21 protein-coding genes are annotated in these 24,633 nt (G+C 71.7%); 11 read left to right on the forward strand and 10 right to left on the reverse strand.

Annotated elements, in window-relative coordinates:
• Positions 1 to 6: 6 nt before the first annotated feature.
• Both INQ48_08300 and INQ48_08305 read right to left on the reverse strand, forming a co-directional pair.
• Positions 7 to 1,254, reverse strand: coding sequence for an MFS transporter (locus tag INQ48_08300; GenBank protein QRF60661.1), 1,248 nt, complete (start codon positions 1,252 to 1,254; stop codon positions 7 to 9).
• On the reverse strand, positions 1,251 to 1,781 hold the full coding sequence (locus INQ48_08305) for an N-acetyltransferase (GenBank protein ID QRF59213.1): 531 nt from the start codon (positions 1,779 to 1,781) through the stop codon (positions 1,251 to 1,253). The genes INQ48_08300 and INQ48_08305 overlap by 4 nt, the downstream gene beginning before the upstream one ends.
• A gap of 48 nt (positions 1,782 to 1,829) precedes the next feature.
• Here INQ48_08305 and INQ48_08310 point away from each other — a divergent pair, with 48 nt between their 5' ends.
• Entirely contained in the window at positions 1,830 to 2,795 is a 966-nt protein-coding gene (locus tag INQ48_08310) for a LysR family transcriptional regulator (GenBank protein ID QRF59214.1), read from the forward strand.
• Positions 2,796 to 2,810: 15 nt separating this feature from the next.
• Here INQ48_08310 and INQ48_08315 read toward each other — a convergent pair whose 3' ends face one another.
• The 3 genes from INQ48_08315 to ppc all read right to left on the reverse strand — a co-directional run bounded on the left by INQ48_08315 (position 2,811) and on the right by ppc (position 7,506).
• Positions 2,811 to 4,034, reverse strand: a complete 1,224-nt coding sequence (locus tag INQ48_08315) for an MFS transporter (protein QRF59215.1) — start codon at positions 4,032 to 4,034, stop codon at positions 2,811 to 2,813.
• A gap of 210 nt (positions 4,035 to 4,244) precedes the next feature.
• Positions 4,245 to 4,649, reverse strand: a complete 405-nt coding sequence (locus INQ48_08320) for a GFA family protein (protein QRF59216.1) — start codon at positions 4,647 to 4,649, stop codon at positions 4,245 to 4,247.
• Positions 4,650 to 4,659: 10 nt separating this feature from the next.
• Positions 4,660 to 7,506, reverse strand: a complete 2,847-nt coding sequence (gene ppc, locus INQ48_08325; protein QRF59217.1) for a phosphoenolpyruvate carboxylase — start codon at positions 7,504 to 7,506, stop codon at positions 4,660 to 4,662.
• A 95-nt stretch (positions 7,507 to 7,601) separates the two neighbouring features.
• On the opposite strand from ppc, the gene hemC reads away from it, so the two are divergent.
• The 4 genes from hemC to INQ48_08345 are packed head-to-tail and all read left to right on the forward strand — an operon-like array spanning position 7,602 to position 11,731.
• Positions 7,602 to 8,528 (forward strand): hydroxymethylbilane synthase, encoded by a 927-nt coding sequence (hemC, locus tag INQ48_08330; GenBank protein ID QRF59218.1) that lies wholly within the window; start codon positions 7,602 to 7,604, stop codon positions 8,526 to 8,528.
• A gap of 14 nt (positions 8,529 to 8,542) precedes the next feature.
• Complete coding sequence (locus INQ48_08335; protein QRF59219.1) at positions 8,543 to 9,319, forward strand: uroporphyrinogen-III synthase; 777 nt, start codon at positions 8,543 to 8,545, stop codon at positions 9,317 to 9,319.
• Positions 9,316 to 10,416: a uroporphyrinogen-III C-methyltransferase gene (locus tag INQ48_08340; protein QRF59220.1), complete on the forward strand. Its 1,101-nt coding sequence runs from the start codon at positions 9,316 to 9,318 to the stop codon at positions 10,414 to 10,416. The genes INQ48_08335 and INQ48_08340 overlap by 4 nt, the downstream gene beginning before the upstream one ends.
• A gap of 16 nt (positions 10,417 to 10,432) precedes the next feature.
• A complete protein-coding gene (locus INQ48_08345; protein QRF59221.1) occupies positions 10,433 to 11,731 on the forward strand; it encodes a heme biosynthesis protein HemY in 1,299 nt (432 codons plus the stop codon).
• Position 11,732: 1 nt separating this feature from the next.
• Here the strand turns inward: INQ48_08345 and INQ48_08350 are convergent, their stop codons facing one another.
• Complete coding sequence (locus INQ48_08350) at positions 11,733 to 13,277, reverse strand: MFS transporter (protein QRF59222.1); 1,545 nt, start codon at positions 13,275 to 13,277, stop codon at positions 11,733 to 11,735.
• Between the two features lie 144 nt (positions 13,278 to 13,421).
• On the opposite strand from INQ48_08350, the gene INQ48_08355 reads away from it, so the two are divergent.
• Positions 13,422 to 14,270 (forward strand): LysR family transcriptional regulator, encoded by an 849-nt coding sequence (locus INQ48_08355; protein QRF59223.1) that lies wholly within the window; start codon positions 13,422 to 13,424, stop codon positions 14,268 to 14,270.
• A gap of 25 nt (positions 14,271 to 14,295) precedes the next feature.
• On the opposite strand, the gene INQ48_08360 is transcribed toward INQ48_08355, so the two are convergent.
• Positions 14,296 to 17,571: an Rne/Rng family ribonuclease gene (locus INQ48_08360; GenBank protein ID QRF59224.1), complete on the reverse strand. Its 3,276-nt coding sequence runs from the start codon at positions 17,569 to 17,571 to the stop codon at positions 14,296 to 14,298.
• 559 nt (positions 17,572 to 18,130) lie between these two features.
• Here INQ48_08360 and INQ48_08365 point away from each other — a divergent pair.
• From INQ48_08365 to INQ48_08380, 4 genes are read left to right on the forward strand one after another with little or no spacing between them, the layout of a single operon-like run.
• Positions 18,131 to 19,195: an RluA family pseudouridine synthase gene (locus INQ48_08365; GenBank protein ID QRF59225.1), complete on the forward strand. Its 1,065-nt coding sequence runs from the start codon at positions 18,131 to 18,133 to the stop codon at positions 19,193 to 19,195.
• Positions 19,188 to 19,868 (forward strand): HAD-IIIA family hydrolase, encoded by a 681-nt coding sequence (locus tag INQ48_08370; protein ID QRF59226.1) that lies wholly within the window; start codon positions 19,188 to 19,190, stop codon positions 19,866 to 19,868. Before INQ48_08365 ends, INQ48_08370 begins: the two co-directional genes overlap by 8 nt.
• A gap of 17 nt (positions 19,869 to 19,885) precedes the next feature.
• Positions 19,886 to 20,254, forward strand: a complete 369-nt coding sequence (locus INQ48_08375) for a Rieske 2Fe-2S domain-containing protein (GenBank protein QRF59227.1) — start codon at positions 19,886 to 19,888, stop codon at positions 20,252 to 20,254.
• Between the two features lie 41 nt (positions 20,255 to 20,295).
• Positions 20,296 to 21,339: a S49 family peptidase gene (locus tag INQ48_08380; GenBank protein QRF59228.1), complete on the forward strand. Its 1,044-nt coding sequence runs from the start codon at positions 20,296 to 20,298 to the stop codon at positions 21,337 to 21,339.
• Positions 21,340 to 21,349: 10 nt separating this feature from the next.
• On the opposite strand, the gene INQ48_08385 is transcribed toward INQ48_08380, so the two are convergent.
• From INQ48_08385 to maf, 3 genes are read right to left on the reverse strand one after another with little or no spacing between them, the layout of a single operon-like run.
• Positions 21,350 to 22,504, reverse strand: coding sequence for an MFS transporter (locus INQ48_08385; protein QRF59229.1), 1,155 nt, complete (start codon positions 22,502 to 22,504; stop codon positions 21,350 to 21,352).
• A 2-nt stretch (positions 22,505 to 22,506) separates the two neighbouring features.
• The gene (locus tag INQ48_08390) at positions 22,507 to 23,271 is read right to left on the reverse strand and encodes an SAM-dependent methyltransferase (protein ID QRF59230.1); all 765 of its coding nucleotides are present in this window, start codon (positions 23,269 to 23,271) and stop codon (positions 22,507 to 22,509) included.
• On the reverse strand, positions 23,268 to 23,849 hold the full coding sequence (maf, locus tag INQ48_08395) for a septum formation inhibitor Maf (GenBank protein ID QRF59231.1): 582 nt from the start codon (positions 23,847 to 23,849) through the stop codon (positions 23,268 to 23,270). Before maf ends, INQ48_08390 begins: the two co-directional genes overlap by 4 nt.
• 83 nt (positions 23,850 to 23,932) lie before the next feature.
• On the opposite strand from maf, the gene INQ48_08400 reads away from it, so the two are divergent.
• Positions 23,933 to 24,493 (forward strand): DUF177 domain-containing protein, encoded by a 561-nt coding sequence (locus INQ48_08400; protein QRF59232.1) that lies wholly within the window; start codon positions 23,933 to 23,935, stop codon positions 24,491 to 24,493.
• Positions 24,494 to 24,633 lie beyond the last annotated feature (140 nt).

Genomic DNA, 24,633 nt, shown 5'->3' on the forward strand with positions numbered 1-24,633 from the left:
GGCCGCTCAGCGCGCCGGCCGGGCCAGCCGCGCGAAGCGCGCGATCATCAGCGGCCCGAGCAGCGCGCCGAGGCCGACCGTGGTCCACGCCGCCACCCAGCCGTGCGTGCTGCCCGTGCCAAAGCGCGCCTGCCCCCAGTCGAGCGCGAGGCCGAACACCCAGGGGCTGATCGCGCCCGCGCCGAAGCCCATCACCGAGCGCACCGAATAGGCCACGCCCAGGCGATGCGGCGCCACCACGTCGGCCAGCGCGGTCGAGTAGACCGAGGAATCGGCGATGGCGAACAGGTTGTAGAGCGCGGCCGCCACCGCCAGCAGCCACAGCGGCCAGCTCCACAGCCAGCCGAAGGCGAAGGACATGCACAGGCTCGCGAGGGTGGCGACCATCATCACGCGCGCGCGGCCCCAGCGGTCGGAAGCGGCGCCGCCCGCGATGCTGCCGAACACGCTGACCAGGTGCGCCAGCGCCGCGAGCGCGATGCCCGCGCCCTTCCACGCCGCGGGCACATCGCCCGACGCGGCCACGAGGTAGGCGGGCAGCCAGGCCCACAGTGCCATCAGCTCCCAGCAGTGGAAGGCATAGGCCCAGTTGCCGGCCATCGCGGGCTTGTCGCGCACCGTCTCGATCAGCGCGCGCAGCGTGCCTTCGCGCGCGGCCGGCGGCGGTGCCGCGGGCAGCCGCATGCGGCGCAGCGCGGGCACGGTGAGCAGCGCGCCCACCGCGGTGCACAGCGCCGCCGCGATCAGGCCGTGGCGCCAGTGCGCGACGCTCGCGAGCGCGGCCACCACCGCGAGCGAGAGCGCATAGCCGAGCGACGAGGCGCCGAGGAACAGCCCCATCGCGCGGCCGCGCACGGCGGGTTCGGCATTGCGCGCGAGCAGCTGCAGCCCCGGCGTGTACGAGGCACCGGCGCACAGCCCCGCGAGCCCGTACAGCAGCAGCGCCGAGCGGTGGCCGCTCGCGAACAGCGCGAAGCCCAGCGCCGCGATCGCGCTGACCGCGCTGCCGAGCAGGAACACGCGGTGCGCGCCGAAGCGGTCCGCGAGCAGGCCGACGGCGAACAGCGAGCTCATGTAGCCCACGTGCCAGGCGCTCTGGATCGAGCCCGCCTGCGCGGCGCTCATCCGCCAGTCGACCAGGGTGAAGGGCAGCACGCCGGCATAGGCCGTGACGATCATGGCCTGCAGCAGCCGGCTCGTGCAGAGCATCGCGAGCCAGCCCGGCGCGGGCAGGGATGGCTGTGCCGCCATCAGGCCAGCGCGCGCTGCATCAGCACGGTGTCGACCCAGCGGCCGAACTTGAAGCCCACGTCGCGCAGCACGCCGACCCGTTCGAAACCCAGGCTCTCGTGCAGCCGCGTCGAGCCCGCGTTGCCGCTGTGTCCGACCACCGCGACCATCTGGCGCAGGCCCCGCGCGGCGCAGCGTTCGATCAGCGCCGCGAGCAGCGCCTTGCCGATGCCGCGGCCGTGCTCGCCCTGCGCGACGTAGATCGAATCCTCGACCGTGTGGCGGTAGGCGGAGCGCGCGCGGTAGGCGCCGGCATAGGCATAGCCGACCACGCGGCCCTCGCGCAGCGCGACCAGGTAGGGCAGGCCGAGGCGCAGCACCTCCAGGCGGCGCGACAGCATCTGCGCCACCGTTGGCACCTGCTCCTCGAAGGAGCAGAGGTCGTGCAGCACGTAGTGGCTGTAGATGGCCTGGATCTCGTCCAGATGCTGGGGCTCGGCGTCGGCGATCGCGAGCGCGGCGAAGGAAGAAGGCAGGTCGGAAGAGGGCATGGCGCGATCTTGACGCGCGGCAATCGATAAATGAAGCTTGGGTCAACTATGCAAGCCATGAGAAAAACTTTGGACAAGCCTGTGCAGCGCTCGCTCAACCTCGACCAGCTGCGCGCCTTCGGCCTGGTGGTCGAGACCGGCAGCTTCTCGGCCGCGGCCGAGCGCCTGGGCCTGACCCAGCCCGCGGTGAGCCTGCAGGTGCGCCAGCTCGAGCGCCGCCTCGCGGTGCGGCTGGTGGAGCGCGTGGGCCGGCGCGCGCGGGCCACGGCGGCCGGCAGCGAGCTGCTGCGGCATGCGCGGCACATCGATGCCGCGGTCGAGAACGCGATCGAGGCGCTGGCCGACCATGCGAGCGCGGTCGCGGGCCGCGTGCGGCTGGGCACCGGCGCCACCGCCTGCCTGCACCTGCTGCCGCCGCTGCTGCGCGCGCTGCGCGAGCAGTACCCGGCGCTCAGCGTGGTGGTGAGCACCGGCAACACCGACGACTGCGTGCGCAAGGTGGAGGAGAACAGCATCGATCTCGCGCTCGTCACCTTGCCGGCGACCGGGCGTTCGCTCGAGGTGACGCCGGTACTCGACGACGAATTCGTGGCCATCGGCCGCGCCGACCTCGCGCCGCTGAAGGCACGCGTGGGACCGGCCGACCTGGCGCCGTTGCCGCTGGTGCTGTTCGAGCCCGCGGCCAACACGCGCCGGCTGGTCGACCGCTGGTTCGCGGCCGAGGGGCTGCAGCCGCAGCCGGTGATGGAGCTCGGCAGCGTCGAGGCGATGAAGGAGATGGTGGCCGCGGGGCTGGGCTACGCCATCGTGCCGGGCATGGCGATGCGCGGGCGCGGCGCCCATCCCGAACTCAAGATCAGCCGGCTGGTGCCGCCCCTGTCGCGCAGCCTGGCGATCGTGCTGCGGCGCGACAAGCCGGTGGGCAAGGGCCTGCGCGTGGTGCTCGATGCGATCGCGCGGGCCGGGGCCGAAAGCAGACGGCCGGGCGCGCCACGCGGGCGCCCCGGCCGTTGAGGGAGAAGCTGGCGCTCAGGCCGCCACGGCGGCGCCGCGCGCGCGGCCCAGCGTGACCACGATCAGCGCCGCGACCAGCACCAGTCCGCCGCTCATCACCATGGTGCTCGAGATGCCCCAGCCGTCGACCACGCGGCCGCCGAGCAGCGCGCCCGAGGCGATCGCCACCTGGAAGCCGCTGACCAGCAGCGCCTGGCCGGCCTCGGGCGCATCGGGCACGGCCTCGAGCATCCAGCCGGTGAGCGCCACCGGGATCAGGCCGAAGGCCACGCCCCAGATCACGACCACCACCGCGCCGGCCACCATGCCGGTGCCGAGCAGCGTCGACAGGATCAGCGCCGTGGCCAGGAGCAGCGCGGCCAGCAGGGTGGTGCCGCGCACGCTGCGCGCCACCATGCTGCCGCCGAGGAAGGTGCCGAAGAAGCCCACGGCGCCGTAGACCAGCAGCAGCGTGGTCACGCCGTTGGGGTCGAGGCCGAAGACCTGCTGCAGCAGCGGCTTGAGGTAGGTGTAGGCGGCGAAGTGGCCGGCGATGAAGAACAGCACCGCGAGCAGCCCGACCTGCGCCATGCGCCGCGTCAGCGGGATCAGCAGGTCGCGCGCGCCGATGGCGCGTGCCGAGGGCAGCGGCGGCAGCAGCCACAGCTGCACCAGCAGCACGGCCCCGGCCAGCGCACCGGTGGCGGCGAAGGAGGCGCGCCAGCCGAAGGTGGTGCCGAGGAAGGCACCGGCCGGCACGCCGAGCACGGTGGCGGCCGACACGCCGGCCAGCACCAGCGACATCGCGCGCGCCTGCTGGGCCGGCGGCACCAGCTGCGTGGCGGCCGGCGGCGCGAAGGTCCAGAAGCCGCCCACGCACAGTCCGAGGATCAGCCGCGCGATCAGCATGGTGGCGAAGTTGGGCGCGAAGGCCGCGAGCAGGTTCGAGGCGATCAGCGCCACGGTGAGGCCGATCAGCAGGGTGCGGCGGTCGAGCCGGCCCGAGGCCACGATCAGGCCCGGTCCCGCGAAGGCCGCGAGGATGCCGGGCATGGTGATCATCAGGCCCGCGGTGCCGTTCGAGACGTTGAGGGTGCTGGCGATGTCGGTGAGCAGGCCGATCGGCATGAACTCGGTCGAGACCATGGCGAAGGAACCGACCGAGAGCGAACCGACCGCGAGCCAGGTCGAGCGCGAGGTCTTCGCGGAATCGGGCGGCAGCGCGTCGATGCAGGGGGCGCCGCTGGGTGCGTTCATCATGAGGAGGAAGTCCGGTGGGCATCGGCCGGCACGGCGGTCGATGCTTGTTGCAAGGGGCTTCGCAGTGTGGTCGCGCGGACGCCCGCGACAAAGGGGGCGCGCGGCAGTTGTCAGTTTCCCCAGGGCGAACAATCGAGGGGTTCGCGTGCTTTCGGCTGCACGCAGGCGCCCGGGAGCGGCACCTTGCCGTCCATCGACGGCAGGGCGCGCTCAGGGCTTGGGCGGCGCGGCCTCGGCGAACGAGGGCAGGTCCTCGCCGCAGGCCATCCACGGCACGTCGTGCGAGCGCCAGATGTGCTGGCTCGGCCGCACGCCGGGATCGTCGTCGAGCGAGCCCACGCGCAGGATCACCTGCGGCTGCGCGACCCATTCCGCCACGAGATGGCTGCCGCAGCGGCGGCAGAAATGGCGCAGCTTGCCGGGCGTCGATTCGAAGGCCGCGAGCGCGTCGTCCTGGCCGCGCAGCCAGCGGAAGTCGGCGCGGTCCACGCGCGCTGTGCTCGCGAAGGCGGCCGCATGCGCCTTGCGGCAGGTCCGGCAATGGCAGTGGCCGATCGGGCCCGCGAGCTTCGCGGCCTCGTAGGCCACGGCGCCGCAGAGACAGGAGCCTTGCATGCGCGCCTCCTCAGCCGGTGTTGCGCAGGCCCGCGGCCACGCCGTTGATCGAGATGTGGATGCCGCGCTGCAGCCGCTCGCCGCCGTCGCCCGCGCGGTAGCGCCGCATCAGCTCGACCTGCAGGTGGTGCAGCGGGTCGATGTAGGGGAAGCGGTGGCGCACCGAGCGCTGCATTTCTGCATTGCCCTCGAGCCGTTGCTTGGCGCCGGTGATCAGCGTGAGCGCGTCCGAGGTGCGGTGCCATTCGGCATCGATCATCGAGAACACCTTCTGGCGCAGCTTGCGGTCGCTCACCAGTTCGGCATAGCGCGAGGCCAGCGCGAGGTCGCTCTTGGCGAGCACCATGTCCATGTTCGACAGCAGCGTGCGGAAGAAGGGCCACTGCGCGTACATGCGCTGCAGCAGCGCCTGGCGCTCCTTGCGGCCCGCGGCATTGCCGGCGGCCGCGAGGAACTGCTCCACGCCCGCGCCGAAGCCGAACCAGCCGGGAATAGTGAGGCGGCACTGGCCCCAGCTGAAGCTCCAGGGCACGGCACGCAGGTCGTCGATCTTGTGGCTCGGGTTGCGCGAGGCGGGGCGCGAGCCGATGTTGAGCTCGGCGATCTCGCGGATCGGCGTGGCGCTGAAGAAGTACTCGCCGAAGCCCGGGGTCTCGTAGACCAGCTTGCGGTAGGCGGCCATGCTCGCGGTGGAGAGCTCGCCGGCCGCCGACAGGAAGGTGGCGGGCGCCGACTTGCCCTGCGGCAGCAGCGTGGCCTCGAGCGTGGCGGCCACCAGGGTTTCGAGGTTGCGCCGGCCGATCTCGCGGTTGGCGTACTTCGAGCCGATGACCTCGCCCTGCTCGGTCAGGCGGATCTGGCCGCGCACCGTGCCGGGCGGCTGCGCGAGGATCGCCTGGTAGCTCGGGCCGCCGCCGCGTCCCACCGTGCCGCCGCGGCCATGGAACATGCGCAGCCGGATGGGGTTGGCCTTCTTCTTGTTGAGCTCGTCGAACAGCGCCACCAGTGCGATGCCGGCGCGGTAGAGCTCCCAGTTGCTGGTGAAGATGCCGCCGTCCTTGTTGCTGTCGCTGTAGCCGAGCATCACGTCCTGCTCGGCGCCCGAGCGCTCGATCAGCGCCTGGATGTTCGGCAGCGCGTAGAAGGCGCGCACGATCGGCGCGGCATTGCGCAGGTCCTCGATGGTCTCGAACAGCGGCACCACGATCAGGTCGCAGGTGGCGTCCTTGTCCATCGCGCCGCGCAGCAGGCCCACTTCCTTCTGCAGCAGCAGCGCCTCGAGCAGGTCGCTCACGGTCTCGGTGTGGCTGATGATGTAGTGGCGGATCGCCGCGTTGCCGTAGCGCGCGCGGGCCACGCGCGCGGCCGCGAAGATCGCGAGCTCGCTCTTCGCGAGCGGCGAATAGGCTGCATCGGGCACGCGCAGCGGGCGCGCGTCGTCGAGCAGCTTGAGCAGCAGCGTCTGCTTGGCTTCCTCGGCCAGCGAAGCGTAGGCGGGCTCGATGCGCGCGGTGGCCAGCAGCTCGGCGATCACGGCCTCGTGCTTGTCGGAGCTCTGGCGCAGGTCGACCGTGGCGAGGTGGAAGCCGAACACCTCGACCGCGCGGATCAGCGGCTTGAGGCGCGGCGCGGCCAGCAGGCTGCCGTGCTTCTCGCCGAGCGAGTCCTCGATGGTGCGCAGGTCGGCGAGGAACTCCTCGGCCGTGGCGTAGGGGTTCTGCGGCGCCACCGCGTGGCGCGCGGCCTCGCCGCCCGTGAGCTCGCGCAGCGTGGCCGCGAGCCGCGAATAGACGCCGGTCAGCGCGCGGCGATAGGGCTCGTCCTTGCGGTGCTCGCTGGTGTCGGGCGAGCGCTCGGCCAGCGCCTGCATCTCGACCGACACGTCGATCAGGGTGGCCGACAGCGAGAGCTCGCCGCCCAGGTAGTGCACCTCGGTGAGGTAGTGGCGCAGCGCCAGTTCGGCCTGCCGGCGCAGCGCGTACTCGAGGGTCTCGGCCGTGACGTTGGGGTTGCCGTCGCGGTCGCCGCCGATCCACTGGCCCATGCGCAGGAAGGTCGCGACCGAGGGCGTCTGGCCGCCCTGCGCCAGCGCCTTCTCGAGGTCGGCATAGACGCGCGGGATCTCGCGCAGGAAGGTGGCCTCGTAGTAGCTCAGCGCGTTCTCGATCTCGTCGGCCACGGTGAGCTTGGAGAAGCGCAGCAGGCGCGTCTGCCACAGCTGCGTGACGCGGATGCGGATCTGCGCCTCGTTGTCGGCGAATTCGAGCGGCGATAGCGCGTCGGTGCCGCCGGCATAGGCCTGCTGGCGCAGGCGGATCTCGTCGCGCGTGGTCAGCAGCAGCGCGATCGCGCGCTCGGCGTCGAGGATGCTCTTGCGCTGCACCTCGGTCGGGTGCGCGGTGAGCACCGGCGACAGGTAGCTGTGGGCCAGCGTGGCCACGATCTCGTCGGGCTTCACGCCGGCCTTGCGGATGCGCGCCAGCGCGGTCTGCAGGTCGCCGTCGGCGCTCTCGCCGGCGCGCTCGGCCTCGGTGCGGCGGCGGATCAGGTGGCGGTCTTCGGCCAGGTTGGCCAGGTGGCTGAAGTAGCTGAAGGCGCGGATCACGCGCACCGTCTCGGCCGCGGTCAGGCTCTTGAGCAGGTTCTTCAGCGCGCGGTCGGCGGTCTGGTCGGCATCGCGGCGGAAAGCCACCGACAGCGTGCGGATCTTCTCCACCAGTTCATAGCTCTCCTTGCCCTCCTGCTCCCGGATCACGTCGCCGAGGATGCGGCCCAGCAGGCGGATGTCGTCGATCAGCGGCTGGTCTTCGGCTTGCCTGCGCTTCGGTGGGGCGACAGGGGTCTTGCTGGCTTTCATTCGATGGTGTTCCTGGAGACTTGGAGTGCTGTTGGAATGGAGCGTCGCCGCCGTTGCTGCGGCGCAACATGCTAGCATCCCGCCGGTTTCTGTTCATGTACTTTTCGGGGGCGGTTTTGAGCAATATCGTGATTGCCACGCGCGAAAGCCGGCTGGCCTTGTGGCAAGCCGAGCACGTGCAAGCGCTGTTGCAAGACAAGGGCCACACGGTCCGCCTGCTGGGCATGACCACGCGTGGCGACCAGATCCTCGATCGCACCCTGAGCAAGGTCGGCGGCAAGGGCCTGTTCGTGAAGGAGCTCGAGCTCGCGCTCGAGGAAGGGCGCGCCGACATCGCGGTCCACTCGCTCAAGGACGTGCCGATGGAGCTGCCCGAGGGCTTCGTGCTGGCCTGCGTGCTCGAGCGCGAAGACCCGCGCGACGCGCTGGTGTCGCCGCGCTACGCCTCGCTCGACGAACTGCCGCAGGGTGCCGTGGTCGGCACCTCGAGCCTGCGCCGCGTGATGCTGTTGCGCGCGCGCCGGCCCGACCTGCGCATCGAACCGCTGCGCGGCAACCTCGACACCCGGCTGCGCAAGCTCGACGAGGGCCAGTACGACGCCATCGTGCTGGCCGCCGCGGGCCTCAAGCGCCTGGGCCTCGGGGACCGCATCCGCATCGCCTTCGAACCCGAGACCATGCTGCCGGCCGCGGGCCAGGGCGCATTGGGCATCGAGGTGCGCGCCGACCGCGCCGACCTGATCGCATTGCTGGCACCGCTGTCGCACCGCGGCGACTGGCTCGCCACCGCCGCCGAGCGCGCCGTGAGCCGCGCGATGGGCGGCAGCTGCTCGATGCCGCTGGCCGCGCATGCGCGCTGGCAGCCCGACGGCAGCCTGCGCATCGACGCCGCCTGGGGCGACCCCGAGGGCGCCGAGCCGATGCTGCAGGTGAGCGCGCGCGCCGAGGCCGGCGATCACGCGCAGGCCGATGCGCTCGGGTTGCACGCGGCCTCGCTGCTGCGCGACGCGGGCGCCCACTGAAACGCGTGGGGACCGTGGCGACGACCGCAGCGCCGACCGTCCTCGTGACGCGACCGGCGCGCGAGGCGCCGCCGTGGATCGATGCACTGCGTGACGCGGGCTTCGATGCGCGCGCGTTGCCCTTGATCGAGATCGCGCCGGTCGCCGATGCCGCGCCGCTGCGCGCGGCCTGGAACGAACACCACGCGGCGCGGATGTTCGTGAGCGCCGCCGCGGTCGACCGCTTCTTCGAAGCCAACGCCGGCACCGCGCTGCAAGCAGGTTGCCGCTTCTGGGCCACCGGCCCCGGCACCGCGCGCGCGCTGCAACGCAACGGCGTTCCGCCCGAGGCCATCGACACGCCAGCCGCCGACGAAGGCCGCTTCGATTCCGAAGCCCTGTGGGCGATCGTGGGGCTGCGGGTCGTGCCCGGACTGCGCGTGCTGATCGTGCGCGGCGGCGATGCGCAGGGCCAGCCCGCGGGCCGCGACTGGCTCGCGCAGGCGCTCGACGATGCGGGCGCGCGGCGCGAGACCGTGGTGGCCTACCGCCGGCTCGCGCCCGTGCTCGATGACGCGCAGCGCCGGCTGGCAGAGGAGGGCGCCGCGGGCCGCGCGCTCTGGCTCTTCAGCAGTTCGGAGGCGATCGCCAACCTGCGCGCCGCGCTGCCGGCCATCGATTGGCGGGCCGCGCGCGCCATCGCCACCCACCCGCGCATCGCGCAAGCCGCGCGTGGCGCGGGTTTCGGCACGGTGCGCGAGAGCGCGCCGCTGCTGGAAGCGCTGGTCGCGTCGATAGAATCCCTCGCATGAGCGCCGTGCCTCCGTCCGACGAGTCTTCTTCCGCCTCCGCCGCACCCCAGGCACCCGTGCCGGCTCCGCTGACGACTTCTTCCCAATCTCCCGCCGCCCTCGCCGCGGCCGCCACCACCCTGACGCGCATCGGTCTCGGCCTGCTGGCGCTGGTCTCGCTGGGCGCGCTGCTGACGTCGATCGCGCTGTGGCAGAAGGTCGGCAACATGAAGGAACAGCTCGCGCGCCAGAGCAGCGAGGCGCTGATGCAGTCGCTCGAGGCGCGCACGCTGGCGCGCGAGGCCAAGGACACGGTGCGCGACACCGCCGCGCGCGTGGCGCTCACCGAGACCCGCGTCGCCGAGGTCGCGCTGCAGCGCTCGCAGCTCGAGGAACTGATGCAGAGCCTCTCGCGTTCGCGCGACGAGAACCTGGTGGTCGACATCGAATCCACGCTGCGGCTCGCGCTGCAGCAGGCGCAGGTCACGGGCAGCGTCGAGCCGCTGCTGGCCGCGCTGAAGGCCGGCGACCTGCGCATCGCGCGCGCCGCCCAGCCGCGGCTGGCGCCGCTGCAGCGCGCGATGCAGCGCGACGCCGACCGGCTGCGCAGCACCGCCAGCGCCGACGGTGGCGAGGCGCTGCAGAAGCTCGACGAACTGATGCGCGGCGTGGACGACCTGCCGCCGCTCAACGCGGTCGCGATGCGCGGCACCGGCCTCAATGCCTGGCAGGCCGACCCGGTGCCGGCCGACGCGCCCTGGTGGGAGCGCGCGCTGCTCACGGTGCGCAACGAGGCGCGCTCGCTGGTGCGCGTGGGCCGCATCGAGCGGCCCGAGGCGATCCTGCTGGCGCCCGACCAGACCTACTTCCTGCGCGAGAACCTCAAGCTCAAGCTGCTCAACGCGCGCCTGTCGCTGCTGTCGCGCCAGGTCGACGTCACGCGCACCGAGCTCGCCAACGTGGCGGCCTCGCTCAACCGCTATTTCGATCCCGCGTCGCGCCGCACGCAGACGGCCGCAACGCAGTTGCAGCAGCTGCAGGCGCTGGTGAAGACCACCGAGCCGCCGCGCATCGACGACACGCTCGCCGCCCTGGCCACCGCCGCGGCCGGCCGCTGAGAAGGCAGGGCTCTTCATGCGCGCCGCACTCTGGCTCCTCGCGCTGTTCGCCGTCGCCGCGGCGGTCGCGCTGTTCGCCGGCAACAACCAGGGCACGATCACCGTGTTCTGGCCGCCGTGGCGGGTCGACCTCTCGCTCAACCTCGTGCTGGTGATCCTGCTGACGCTGTTCGTGCTGCTGCACGCGGCGCTGCGTGCGCTGGCCGCGCTGTTCTCGCTGCCGACCCAGGCGCGCCAGTGGCGCATGCAGCAGAAGGAACGCATGCTGCATTCGGCGCTGCTCGATGCGATGGTGCAGCTGATCTCGGGCCGCTTCTCGCGCGCGCGCAAGGCCGCGCAGGCCGCGCTCACGCAGGAGAAGACCCTGGCCGCGCTCGGCGCCAGCCTGCCGCAGGCGCAGCAGGTGCGCGTGCTGTCGCACCTGCTCGCGGCCGAGAGCGCGCAGGCGCTGCAGGACCGCCCGGCGCGCGACGCCCATCTGCAGCAGGCGCTCAACGAGAGCGCCGACCGCAACCTGCTGGCCAGTCCCGAGACCCGCGAGGGCGTGCAGCTGCGCGCCGCGCGCTGGGCGCTCGAGGACCGCGATCCGGCGGCAGCGCTGGCGCGGTTGGAGGAACTGCCGCAGGGCGCGCAGCGCCGCACGCTGGCCCTGCGGCTGCGGCTGAAGGCCGCGCGCCAGGACCGCCGCACGCTCGAGGCGCTCGAGACCGCGCGGCTGCTGGCCAAGCACCGCGCCTTCTCGGAGGCCGCCGCGCAGAGCATCGTGCGCGGGCTCGCGACCGAGCTGCTGTCGGGCGCGCACGATCCGGCGCAGCTGCTGCGCGCCTGGTCCGAACTCGAGACGGCCGAGCGCGAGATGCCCGAGGTCGCGATCCACGCCGCGCAGCGCATGGTGCTGCTCAAGGGCGACCTGCCGGTGGCGCGCGGCTGGCTGCTGCCGGCCTGGGAGCGCATGGTGTCGGTGCCGCGCGGCCTCGGCGACGCGCTGCGCGTCAAGCTCGCGCTGGCGCTCGAGGCCGGGCTCGATTCGGTCGATGCCGACTGGCTCGCGCGCATCGAGAGCGCGCAGCGCAACAACCCGCGCGATGCCAACCTGCAGTACCTCGCGGGCATGGCCTGCATGAAGCGCCAGCTCTGGGGCAAGGCGCAGCAGCTGCTGTCGCAGGCCGGCATGGGGCTGCAGGACCCCGAGCTCTACCGCCGCGCCTGGCTCGCGCTCGCGCAGCTGGCCGAGGACCGCGGCGATGCCGAGCAGGCCGCGGTGGCCTGGCGCAACGCGGCGCAGATCGAGAACCACCCGGTCTCGCTGCGCTAGCTCAGGGGCGAGAGGCGCAAGCGACCGGGGGCCGCCTGCCCCCGCCGTGGAAGGCCAGCGCGCTCAGTGCCGCGAGCACCCACACGCCGAGCGCGCCGTAGAGCATCACCCCGCCGAAGCCCTGCAGCAGCGCGCCGTGGGCGATCGCACCCGAGGGATCGAGCGCGGCGAGCGCCGGGAACTCCCGGTGCAGCGTCGCGAGATGGCCGGCCGCGATCCGCTCGGCGAGCGCGGGCAGCGACGGCGCCAGTTCCGGCAGCGCGCCGCGCAGCGCGGCGACGATGCCCGCGAGCAGCAGGAAGCCCATCAGCGCGATGTTGATCGCCAGCGTGATGAGCCGCGCGCTCATGTCGATGCCCGAGGCCATGCCGGCGCGGCTCGCGGGCACCGAGCCGGTGGTGGTGTTGGTCACCGGCGTGTTGATCACGCCCAGGCCGAGGCCCGCCAGCAGGCAGCCCGGCAGCAGCGTGAGCCAGCTCGCCTCGGCGACGCCGCTGCCCCAGCGCATCAGCAAAAAGCCCGCGCCGATGGCGAACAGGCCCGCCGGGATCACGGCGCCGGCGCGAAAGCGCGCAGCGAGCCGCTCGCCCAGCGGCGGCGCGAGCAGGGTCGGCAGCGTGTAGGCCAGCAGCGCCGTGCCGGCCTGCACCGCGTCGTAGCCCAGGCCGGCCTGGAAGTAGATCGGCAGGTAGATCATGAAGGGCCAGAAGCTGAAATTCATGCCGACCGAGCCGAGGATCGCGCCCGAGAACGCGCGGATGCGGAACACCGAGAAGTCGAACATCGGATGGGCGCGGCTGCGCTCGATCGCCACGAAGGCCGCGAAGCTCGCGGCCGCGGCGCCGATGAGGCCCAGTCCCGCCGCGCTCGCGAAGCCGAGCCCGGGCCCCTGCGTGATGTAGCCCGTGAGGCCGAGCACCGCGAGCGACAGCGTGACGATGCCCGCGAGGTCGAGCCGCTTCGCCTCGGGGTCGCGCGACTCGCCGATGCTCGCGGCCGCCAGCAGCCAGGCGATGGCGGCCAGCGGTGCATGGACCAGGAACACCCATTCCCAGCGCCACAGCGCGGCGATCGCGCCGCCGACGATCGGCCCGAAGCCCAGGCCGACGCCGAACACCACGCCCCAGATCGCGAAGGCCCGGCTGCGTTCGCGGCCTTCCTGGAATTGATGCGACAGGATGGCGATCTGGCAGATCAGCATGGTGCCGCCGCTCAGGCCCTGCAGGAAGCGCGCGCCGATCAGCAGCGGCGCGCTCGGCGCCAGGCCGCAGGCCAGCGAGGTGAGGCCGAACAGCAGCAGGCTGATCGCCAGCACGCGCTTGCGGCCATAGCGGTCGGCCAGCGTGCCGGCCGCCATCAGCACCGTGGTGCAGGCGATGGTGTAGGCGTTCATGATCCATTGCATGGCCTCGAAGTCGGCGTGCAGCGTCTTCTCGAGCGTGGGCAGGATCACGGGAATGCTGGAGATCTCGAGGCCGAACATCGCGGCGACGAGGCAGAGGGCGACCAGCGCGAGCCGGTTGCGTGCGGTGGATGAAAGGGTCATGGGGCGTCCGGTTGAAGCGGCGCGGCGAGCAGGCCGGCCGTGAGGAGCGCGATTCTGGGCAAAGGGTCTTCATGAGGGAAATGATTTAATTTCGTGAGATTCATTAATCTCCATCACTACTCAAACGACCCGCCCACCTCCGCCATGGACTTCGATCCCACCCTGCTGCGCGCCTTCGTCGCCGTGAAGGAGACCGGCAGCTTCACGCGCGCCGCGCAGCGCCTGCACCTGACGCAATCGGCCATCAGCCACCAGATCCGCCGGCTCGAGGAGCAGGTGGGCCGCGCGCTGCTGCACCGGACGACGCGCCGCCTCACGGTGACCGAGGACGGCGAGGATTTCCTGCGCTATGCCGAGCAGATCCTGACGACGCTCGACGCCATGACGCAGCGCTTCCAGCCCTCGCCGATCTCGGGCGTGGTGCGCTTCGGCGCGCCCGACAACTTCCTGGGCGAGCGCCTGGCGCCGCTGCTGTCGCAGTTCGCGCGCGCTTTCCCGTCGGTGCGCCTGGAGGTCTGCGTGAGCATGCATGTCGACCTGCGCGCGGCGATCAGGGCGGGCGAGCTCGACCTCGCGGTCGTGATGTCGCCGCCCGAGGTGGAGGAGGGCACGCGGCTGCGGCGCACGCAACTGGTCTGGGCTGCGGCCGAGACCTTCGAGCCGCCCCGGGGCGGCTCGCTGCCGCTGGCCTTCTTTCCGAAGCCCTGCGTCTACCGGCAGGTGGCCGGCTCGGCGCTCGACCTCGCGCCGATCGACTGGCACGTGGTGTTCACCTCGGCCAGCCCGCAGGGCATTCGCGCGGCGGTGCTCGCGGGGCTCGCTGCGACGGTGATCACGCGCGATGACGTGGAGCCGGGCATGAAGATCGTCGACGGCCGCTATGGGCTGCGGCCCTTGCCGAGCGTGGACTTCTCGCTGATCTGGAGCGAGAACGGCCGCACGCCCTGTGCCTGCCGCTTCGGGGAGCTGATCCTCGAGATGCCGGCCCCATGAAAAACGGCGCCCGAGGGCGCCGTCTTCATTGCAGTCGAGCGGATGCTGAGAGCGTGCGCTGCTCCGGCTGCGCCTCGCCAGCCGGTTGCTCGAACGGCAGCGTCATCGCGGCCAGTTCGCGGCGGGTTTCGACCAGCACCAGCGGGCCTTCGTCGAGCACGATCACCGGCGGGCGTTCGCGCGGCACGTGGACCGGCTTCGGCTCGGCGGCGATCGCGGCGCGCGCCTGCGCGATGCGTTCGGCGTCGGAGTTGACCCACTGCAGGCCCGAGCTCTGCGCGATCTGCGCGAGCTCGTCGAGCGGCAGCTCGAAGGACTGGACCTTCGGCAGCGCACGGCCGTTGGCGGCCGGCTGGGGCGCGCTCGCGCGTTCGACCACGATCGGGGCCACGGGCGCCGCGGGTTGCTGCGGCTGCTCGAAGCGCGCCTGCGGCGCGGGCTCGCGCACCTGCGGCGCGGCGGCCGGTGCTTCGGCGACGACCGCGACGCTGTCGGCGGCTTCGGCGACCGGGGCCACCGCTTGCTCCGCGAACGGCTGCGGCTGGCGCGCGACGGGTGCGTCCTGCAGGTTCTGCGCTTCGGCGGGCGCACCGTCGAAGGCGGCCACGGGTTGCGCTTCGCCTTCTTCGCGCGGTGCGCGTTCGCGGCGGTCACGGCCGTAGCGGTCGCGCGAACGGCCGCGGCGCTCTTCGCCGTCGCGGCGCGGTGCCTGCTCGGCGCCGTCCTGCGGTGCGGCTTCGCGGCCGGCTTCGGCGTCGGCCGATGCAGTGGTGGCGGCTTCGCCTTCCTCGTTGAAACGCGGCTGGCCGTCGTTGCGGCGCTCGCGGCGGCCGTCGTTGCGTTCGCCACGCGGGCCACGCTCCTCGCGGCCGTTGCGCGGTGCACGCTCGGTGCGTTCGCCCTGCGCGGCGTTGCCGTCCTCGCCGGCGGCGGCTTCGCCGCGCGGCGCGTCGCCGTTCAGGTTGCGTTCGCCGCGTTCGCCGTTGCGCTCGCCACGCTCACCGCGCTCGCCGCGTTCACCCCGTTCGCGGCGGGCGCGCGTTGCGCGTTCGCCGCCGGCCGTGCCTTCCTCGCCCGGCACCGCGTTCGGTGCGAGCTGCTGGGCTTCGAGGCTGACGCCTTCGAGCGCTTCGGCCGGCACGTTGCGGCCTTCGCCCTCGCGGCGTTCGCCACGGCCACGGCGCTGGTCGCCTTCGCGCGGCGGACGGCCTTCGCGGTTGTTCTCGCGCGGCTGGCCATCGGCGCGCAGCTCGGCGCTGCGGTTGTCGCGGCCTTCGCGACCTTCACGGCCCTCGCGGCCGCCTTCGCGGCGCTCGCCATTGCGGCCGCCGCCACGGCGTTCGCCGTCGCGGTTGCCCGAACGGGCGCCGTTCTCGCCACGGCCTTCGGCATTGCGGCCTTCGCCGCCGCGGCCGCCACGGCGTTGTTCGCCGTCGCGTCCACCGCGCGATTCGCCATCGCGGCCCGGACGGCCGTCACGGCCTTCGCGGCGCGTCGGCTTCGGCGGCTCGACCGGAATCGCCGAGGGTGCGGGTGCCGGCGCGGCCGCCGGCGTACCGCCGCCGAACCAGCTCTTGATGCGGGCGAAGAAGCCCAGCTCGGCCGGCGCGGGCGCCACCGCCACGGGCGGCGCGACCGGCGCGGGTGCGGCGACGGGCGCGCGCACCGGCTCGGGCTTGACCGGCACCACGGGCGCCGGCGCGTCGGGCAGCACGCCCTTGATGACCGGCGTCTGCTTGTTGGTGGGCTCCTGCGAACGGCGCGTGACCGAGGTCGGGTCCTCGATCTCGTCGGCCATCTTGTAGCTGGCCTCGATGTGGTCGAGGCGCGGGTCGTCGTGCTTCAGGCGTTCGAGCTTGTAGTTGGGCGTCTCGAGCGTCTTGTTCGGCACCATCAGCACGCTCACGCGCTGCTTGAGCTCGATCTTGGCGATCTCGGTGCGCTTCTCGTTGAGCAGGAACGAAGCGACTTCCACCGGCACCTGCACGTGCACGGCGGCGGTGTTGTCCTTCATCGACTCTTCCTGAATGATGCGCAGGATCTGCAGCGCGCTCGATTCGGTGTCGCGGATGTGGCCCGAGCCGCCGCAACGGGGGCAGGGGATCGACGAGCCTTCGCTCAGCGCCGGCTTCAGGCGCTGGCGGCTCATTTCCATCAGGCCGAACTTGCTGATCGAACCGAACTGCACGCGCGCGCGGTCCTGGCGCAGCGCGTCGCGCAGGCGGCTCTCGACCTCGCGGCGGTTCTTCGACTCGTCCATGTCGATGAAGTCGATGACGATCAGGCCGCCGAGGTCGCGCAGGCGCATCTGGCGCGCCACTTCGTCGGCGGCTTCGAGGTTGGTGCGGGTCGCGGTTTCCTCGATGTCGCCGCCCTTGATGGCGCGGGCCGAGTTCACGTCGACCGAGACCAGCGCCTCGGTGTGGTCGATCACGATGGCGCCGCCCGAGGGCAGCTGCACGGTGCGGGCGTAGGCCGATTCGATCTGGTGCTCGATCTGGAAGCGGCTGAACAGGGCGGCGTCGTCGCGGTAGCGCTTCACGCGGGCGGCATGCTCGGGCATGACGTGCGCCATGAACTGCTGCGCCTGGTCGTAGATGTCGTCGGTGTCGATCAGGATGTCGCCGATGTCGTGATTGAAGTAATCACGGATCGCGCGGATCACGAGCGAGGATTCCTGGTAGATCAGGAAGGCGCCCTTGCCGCCCTTGGCCGCGCCGTCGATGGCGGTCCAGAGCTTGAGCAGATAGTTCAGGTCCCACTGGAGTTCGGGCGCCGAGCGGCCGATGCCGGCGGTGCGCGCGATGATGCTCATGCCCTTCGGGTACTCGAGCTGGTCCATCGCCTCCTTGAGCTCGGCGCGGTCGTCGCCCTCGATGCGGCGCGAGACGCCACCGCCACGCGGGTTGTTCGGCATCAGCACGACGTAGCGGCCGGCCAGCGAGATGAAGGTGGTGAGGGCCGCGCCCTTGTTGCCGCGCTCTTCCTTCTCGACCTGGACGACCAGTTCCTGGCCTTCCTTGATCACGTCCTGGATCCGGGCCTGGCTGGCCGAGACGCCTTCGGCGAAGTATTGCTTGGAGATTTCCTTGAACGGCAGGAAGCCGTGGCGGTCCTCGCCGTAGTCGACGAAACAGGCCTCGAGGCTGGGCTCGACGCGGGTCACGACGGCCTTGTAGATGTTGCCCTTGCGCTGTTCGCGTCCCTCGATCTCGATTTCGTAGTCGAGGAGCTTCTGCCCGTCGACGATGGCCAGGCGGCGTTCTTCGGCCTGCGTGGCATTGATCAGCATCCGCTTCATGATGCGTTGTCCTTATATGTATCGTTCTACCGGCCCTGGAGGGCCAACGATGCACGGACGACGCCCGCGAAACTTGGGGAATTGCCGCTTGGCTCCGGATGCTGGGTGCCGCGGCGCGCGAGCGCGAGCGGCCGTCTCGAGCGTCAGCTCGGTGACGACAGCCGGAGTGGGGGCGCGTGGATGGGGGCGAGCCCTTCGTGGTGCTGAGAAGCTGTCTGTTCGACAACTCGTTGCGCAAGGGTGGCGCGCGGTTCTGGCGATTCGATGCCCGAGGCCGCTGGTCGGGACCAGGTCAGCCAGCGCAGGCACATTTGAATCAGCAGCATCAGCACAAAGGGACTCGCTTCGATCCGCCGGCAGCTGAAGGCTGCAGGCTGGTATTCCGTATCGGTGTTTCGTGGGTGTCGGCTTGACTTGGACGTCTGGCCTGCCACTTTGCGCAGTTGCGCGGGGTTTGCAGGCTCGTCGCCAAAGCGGCATCGACCTCGCAGCGCCGCCGGGGTGTTTGACAGCAGTGCTCTAAACTTCTGTCTAATCAAGCACTTACACGACCGCGCTGGTGAAAAACATTATAGGTGCGAAGCAAGCCCCCGCGGCTAAGGAGTTTGCCGGAGGGCCGGCGGCCATCCGCTTCCTCACGATCGACGCCGAGTCGGCCGGGCAGCGCCTCGACAACTTCCTCTTCCGCCATCTGAAAGGCGTGCCGAAGACCCACGTCTACCGGATCATCCGGTCGGGCGAGGTGCGCATCAACAAGGGGCGGGCGCAGGCCGAGACCCGCGTCGAGACCGGCGACGTGGTGCGCCTGCCGCCGATCCGCGTGGCCGAACGCGCCGAGGAGGCCGCGAGCGCCGCGCCGGCGCGCGAATTCCCGCTGCTGCTCGAGGACGAGGCCGTGCTGGCCGTCGACAAGCCCGCCGGCGTGGCGGTGCATGGCGGCAGCGGCGTGAGCTTCGGCGTGATCGAGCAGTTGCGCACGGCGCGCCCGGGCGCGAAGTTTCTCGAGCTGGTGCACCGGCTCGACCGCGAGACCTCGGGCATCCTGCTGGTCGCCAAGAAGCGCAGCGCGCTGGTGGCGCTGCAGGAGCAGTTCAGGGAACGCGAGACCGGCAAGACCTATCTGGCGCTGGTCGAGGGCGCCTGGCCCGCCAACAAGAAGGTGCTCGACGCGCCGCTCGCCAAGTACCTGCTGCCCGACGGCGGCGCCGGTGCCGGCGAACGCCGCGTGCGCGTGGTCGCCAAGGACCATCCCGACGCGATGCGCGCCGTGACGCTGGTGCGTCCGCTCGCCACGCTGTCGCTGCCCGGCGATGGCACGCCGATGTCATTGCTGGCCGTCACCATCAAGACCGGCCGCACGCACCAGATCCGCGTCCACCTGGCGTCGGCCGGCCATCCGATCGCCGGCGACGACAAGTACGGCGAATCCGAGCGCCGGCGCGCGCTGCAGAAGCTGGGCCTCAAGCGCATGTTCCTCCACGCCTGGCGACTGCAGTTCAACCATCCCGCCACCGGCGAACGCGTCGCGCTGCAGGCCGAGCTGCCGCCAGAATTGCGCTCGCTGATGCCGCCCGCCGCGCTCAACGCGATGGCGCTACACCCCACGCCCACCACCCATGACTGACTCTGCAGACACCGCCCGCCCCCCGCGCTTCGACCTGATCGCCTTCGACTGGGACGGCACCCTCTACGACTCCACGCGGCTGATCGTGCGCTGCATCCAGGCGGCGGTGGTCGACGTCGGTGGTGCCAAGCCCAGCGAGGACGATGCCGCCTGGGTCATCGGCCTGGGGCTGGCCGAGGCGCTGGCGCGCGCCGCGCCCGACGTGCCGAAGGAGAAGTACCCCGAGCTCGGCGCCCGCTACCGCTACCACTACCTGCAGCACCAGGACGACATCGTGCTGTTCGACGGCGTGCTGCCGATGCTCGATGCGCTGCGCGCGCGCGGCCACAAGCTGGCGGTGGCCACCGGCAAGTCGCGACGCGGCCTCAACGAGGCGCTCAAGACGGTGGCGCTGCGCGACCGCTTCGACGCCTCGCGCACCGCCGACGAGACCTTCGGCAAGCCGCATCCGCGCATGCTGCTCGAGCTGATGGAGGAGCTCGAGGTGGCCCCCGAGCGCACGCTGATGATCGGCGACACCACGCACGACCTGCAGCTGGCGACGAACGCGGGCTGCGCCAGCGTCGGCGTGAGCTACGGCGCGCACGAGCCCGACAGCTTCGCCGAGTTCAAGCCGCTGCACATCGCGCATTCGATCGCCGACCTCGAGGCCTGGCTCCTCGGCAACGCCTGAAACGACAATCGCCTGCCATGAGCGACGACAGCATTCCCCTGTGCAATGCGGCCGACCTCGCCGAGGGCGGCCGGGCCGTGTCCTTCGACGTGGTCTACGGCGGCGAGACCTGCCGCGCCTTCGCGGTGCGCTTCGAGGGCCAGCCGCATGCCTACCTCAACCGCTGCAGCCACGTGGCGATGGAAATGGACTTCCAGCCCGACCGCTTCTTCGACGACACCGGCCAATGGCTGCTGTGCGCCACCCACGGCGCCGTGTACCGGCCCGACACCGGCGAATGCGCGGGCGGGCCGTGCCGTGGCGGCCTCGTGAAGATCGCGCTGAGCGAGCGCGACGGCGTGGTGCACTGGCATACTGCCTGGAACCTCCAACCCTTCAATTTCTAGCAGCGCCGCGCTTCGCGACTGCCTGTTCGCCCGCCGCTCCCATGAACGACCAGAACCGCACCGACCCCCGGGGTTTCGAGCCTTTCGAGCCGACCCCGCCCTCGCTTTCGTCTTCGACCGATCCCCAACGCACCATGTCCAACGATCCCACTCAGCGTCCCGGCTGGGAACGCGCCACGCTCGAGAAGCTGGCCTTCGCGGCCCTCAACGAGCAGAAGGCCACGCGGCGCTGGAAGACCTTCACCCGGCTGGCCTGGCTGGCCTTCTTCATCTTCCTGGCCTGGTTCGCGCTGTCGCGCGGCGCGCCGAGCACCGCCAAGACCACGGCCCACACCGCGGTGGTCGAGATCAAGGGCGAGATCGCCAACGGTGGCGACGCCAGCGCCGAGTTCGTCGTGGCGGCCATGAAATCCGCCTTCGAGGACGAGGGTGCCAAGGGCGTGGTGCTGCTGATCAACTCGCCGGGCGGCAGCCCGGTGCAGGCCGGCATCATCAACGACGAGATCAAGCGCCTGAAGGCCAAGTACAAGAAGCCGGTCTACGCCGTGGTCGAGGAAACCTGTGCCTCGGCGGCTTACTACATCGCCGCCGGCGCCGACAAGATCTACGTCGACAAGGCCAGCATCGTGGGCAGCATCGGCGTGCTGATGGACGGCTTCGGCTTCACCGGCGTGATGGAAAAGGTCGGCGTCGAGCGCCGCCTGCTGACCTCGGGCGAGAACAAGGGCTTCCTCGACCCCTTCAGCCCGATGAACGACGCCCAGCGCGAACATGCGCAGAAGATGCTCGACCAGATCCACGAGCAGTTCATCAACGTGGTGAAGGCCGGCCGCGGCGACCGCCTCAAGCTCGACACCCCGGGCCTGTTCAGCGGCCTGTTCTGGAGCGGCGAGCAGGCCGTGAGCTACGGCCTGGCCGACCAGCTCGGCAACGTCGACTACGTGGCGCGCGAGGTGATCAAGGCCGAGGAAGTCATCGACTACACCCGCCGCGACAACGTGGCCGAGAAGCTGGCCAAGAAGTTCGGCGCCGCCATGGGCGACGCCTCGATCCGTTCGCTAAAGTCGGTGCCGGCGCTGCGCTGAGGCCCGGACCTCAGCCGGCCGGCCGGTCGGCCGCCGCGTAGCGCGCCGAGGCCGCCAGCGCGACCGCGAACACCACCACCACGTAGAGCGCCGCAGTCAGCGAGGTGGCGCGCGCGATCAGCCCGATGACCGCCGGGCCGGCCATGAACCCCAGGTACGCGATCGCCGAGACGGCCGCGATGCCGCGTGCCGGCTCCACGCCCGGCACCTTGGCCGAGGCCGCGAACAGGATCGGCACCACGTTCGCGAAGCCCACGCCCACGCCCGCGAAACCCACCAGCGCGAGCCAGGGCCAGTCGGTGAGCAGCGCCAGCGTCATCGCCGCCGCGGCCAGCAGGCCGCTGCCGCGCAGCAGCACGGCGGGCGCGAAACGCGCGCGCAGGGCATCGCCGCCGAAGCGCGCCGCCGCCATGGCGGCCGAGAAGCTGGCATAGGCGAGGGCGGCCTGCTTCTGCGGGCTGCCCAGCTCCTGCTGCAGGTAGAGCACGCTCCAGTCGTAGATGGCGCCTTCGGCGATCAGCCCCAGCGCCGCCAGCACGCCCAGCACCGCGAGCGCGCCGCGCGGCAGGCGGAAGCCGTGATCGGCCTCGGCCGCGCCGGGCGTCGCGGGCGGCTTCGGCAGCATGCGCGTGGCCGACAGCGCGACCAGCGCCACCATCGCCGCCGACACCAGCAGCAGATGGTTCTGCGGGGCGAGCCCGGCCGCGAGCGCCGCGCTGCCGCTGGCCGCGCCGGCCATGCCGCCGAGGCTGAACATGCCGTGCATGCCGCTCATCAGCGGCTTGCCGTCGCGCAGCTCGAGCTGCGCGGCCTCGGTGTTGATCGCCACGTCGAACACGCTCGTGACCAGGCCGAACACCGCCAGCAGGCCCAGCAGCGCGGCATAGCCCGGCATCGCGACCAGGCCGCAGAGCAGCAGCGCGTAGACGCAGCCGCACAGCGCGGCCATGCGGCGCGGCCCGTGGCGGCCGATCCAGCGGCCGGCGCTGGTCAGGCCGTACATCGCGCCGGCGCCGGCCGCGAGCATCGCGAGGCCGAGCTGGGCCTCGTCGATGCCGTAGTGCCCCTTGACCGTGGGCACGTGCACGCCCCAGGTCGCGAAGATGAAGCCCGAGGCGAAGAATTGCGCGCGCGAGGCCCAGCGCGTGGCCGCGGTCACGGCCATCGTCAGCGCCCGATCGCGAACACCGCGGGCAGGCGTTCGTCGACGCCGGCCGGCGGCTTGTTGGCGCGCCAGCCCTTGATGGTCTCGCTGCGCAGGTTCGCCTCGGCCAGCGTGAGGCCGCGCGCGACCGCCAGCCGCGTGTTGTGCTGCAGCGTCTGCACCAGGGCCTGCAGCAGGGCGGCGTTGCGGTAGGGCGTCTCGATGAACAACTGGGTCTGTCCGGTCTTGAGGGCCAGTGCCTCGAGTTCGCGGATGCGGCGCTGGCGCTCGTCGGCGTCCTGCGGCAGGTAGCCGACGAAGGCGAAGTTCTGGCCGTTGAGGCCGCTGGCGGCCAGCGCCAGCAGCAGCGAGACCGGGCCGATCAGCGGCACCACCGTGATGCCCAGGTCGTGCGCCGCGCGTGCCACCGACGAGCCCGGGTCGGCCACGGCCGGCATGCCGGCTTCGCTGAGCAGGCCGATGTCGTGGCCCTCGAGCGCCGCCGCCAGCAGCGGGCGGGCGTCGAACTGGCCGGCGTGGTCGCCTTTCTTGTGTACTTCGCGCGGCAGTTCCTGGATCGCCTGCGCCTGCAGCGGTGCCGCCAGCGGGGCCACCGCGTCGATGCGCTTGAGATAGGCGCGCGCGGACTTAGCGTTCTCGCAGATCCAGTGCGTGATGCCGGCGGCGGTCTGCAGCGTGCCGAGCGGCAGCGCGTCCTGCAGCGGGGCCTGGCTGTCGCAGCCGAAATCGAGCGGCGCCGGCACGAGGTAGAGCTTTCCGCGGCTCACAGCAGGTCGATCCCGGCGGCGCGCAGCATGCGGGCGGTGCGGATCAGCGGCAGGCCCACCAGCGCGCTGGGGTCGTCGCTGTCGATGGCCTCGAGCAACGCGATGCCCAGGCCCTCGCTCTTGGCGCTGCCCGCGCAGTCATAGGGCTGCTCGGCCAGCAGGTACTGCTCGATCGCGGCGTCGCTGAGCTCGCGGAACACCACGCGCACGGGCGCCAGGTCGCGCTCGACGAAGCCGGTCGCCTGGCAGACGACCGCCACCGCGGTCTGGAAGACCAGCGTCTGGCCGCGCATGCGCCGCAGTTGGGCGGTGGCGCGCGCGTGGTCGCCGGGCTTGCCGAGCGATTCGCCGGCCAGGTCGGCCACCTGGTCGGAGCCGATCACCACGGCGTCGGGGAAGCGGGTGGCCACGGCGTTGGCTTTCTCGAGCGCGAGCCGCTGGGCCAGGGCCTGCGGGGTTTCGCCGGCCCGCGGCGTTTCGTCGACTTCGGGCGCATGCACCTCGAAGGGCAGGCGCAGGCGGGTGAGCAACTCGCGGCGGTAGCGCGAGGTGGAGGCGAGGATCACGGTGCGTTGCATGCGTCGATTGTGAGGGAGGCGTCGCAACCCTTTCGGGGTCGGCCCGGCGGGCAAGCCGGCGTCGGCGCGCTAGACTGGGGCGGATGAAGAGAGAATTTGCCCCCGGCCGGCTCGATGTCGCCGGCTTTGCCGCCGCGGCGGCCACCCTGTCCGCCGACGATCCGGTGCGCAACTACACCCGGCTGGTCGACGAGATGGCGGCCGAGGCTGCTTCCGATGCCGTGGTGCACTGGGAAGCCGATGGCGAGCAGCGCGTCGGCGCCGACGGCCGCGAAGAGCCCTGGCTGCACCTGACGGCCGAGGCCACGGTGCCGCTGGTCTGCCAGCGCTGCCTGTCGCCGGTCGACACGCCGGTGCAGGTCGACCGCTGGTTCCGCTTCGTGGCCGATGAAGAGACTGCCGCGGTTCAGGACGAGGAGTCCGAGGAGGACCTGCTGGTCGCCAGCCGCGATTTCGACCTGCACGCGCTGATCGAGGACGAGCTGCTGATGGAAATTCCGGTCATGCCGGTGCACGACGTGTGCCCGGCGCCGGTCCAGCTCTCGGCCGTCGACCCGGATTTCGAGTCGCCCGACAAGGCGCGCGAAAACCCCTTCGCCGTGCTGGGTGCGTTGCGTTCGCGCAAGCCCGGGCAGGGCGACTAGCCCCATCCGGGCAGTCTGGGCTATAATCATGGGCTTCGCGCGCGCCGCCGTACGCAGCAGTGCAGATTTCGGAAAAGACTTTCGGAGCTTTCGGAATCTGGGCATGTCCTTCATGCCGCCTCACTGCTTCAGCCTGAGCC

The organism is Variovorax paradoxus (assembly GCA_016806145.1).
Lineage (GTDB): Bacteria > Pseudomonadota > Gammaproteobacteria > Burkholderiales > Burkholderiaceae_C > Variovorax.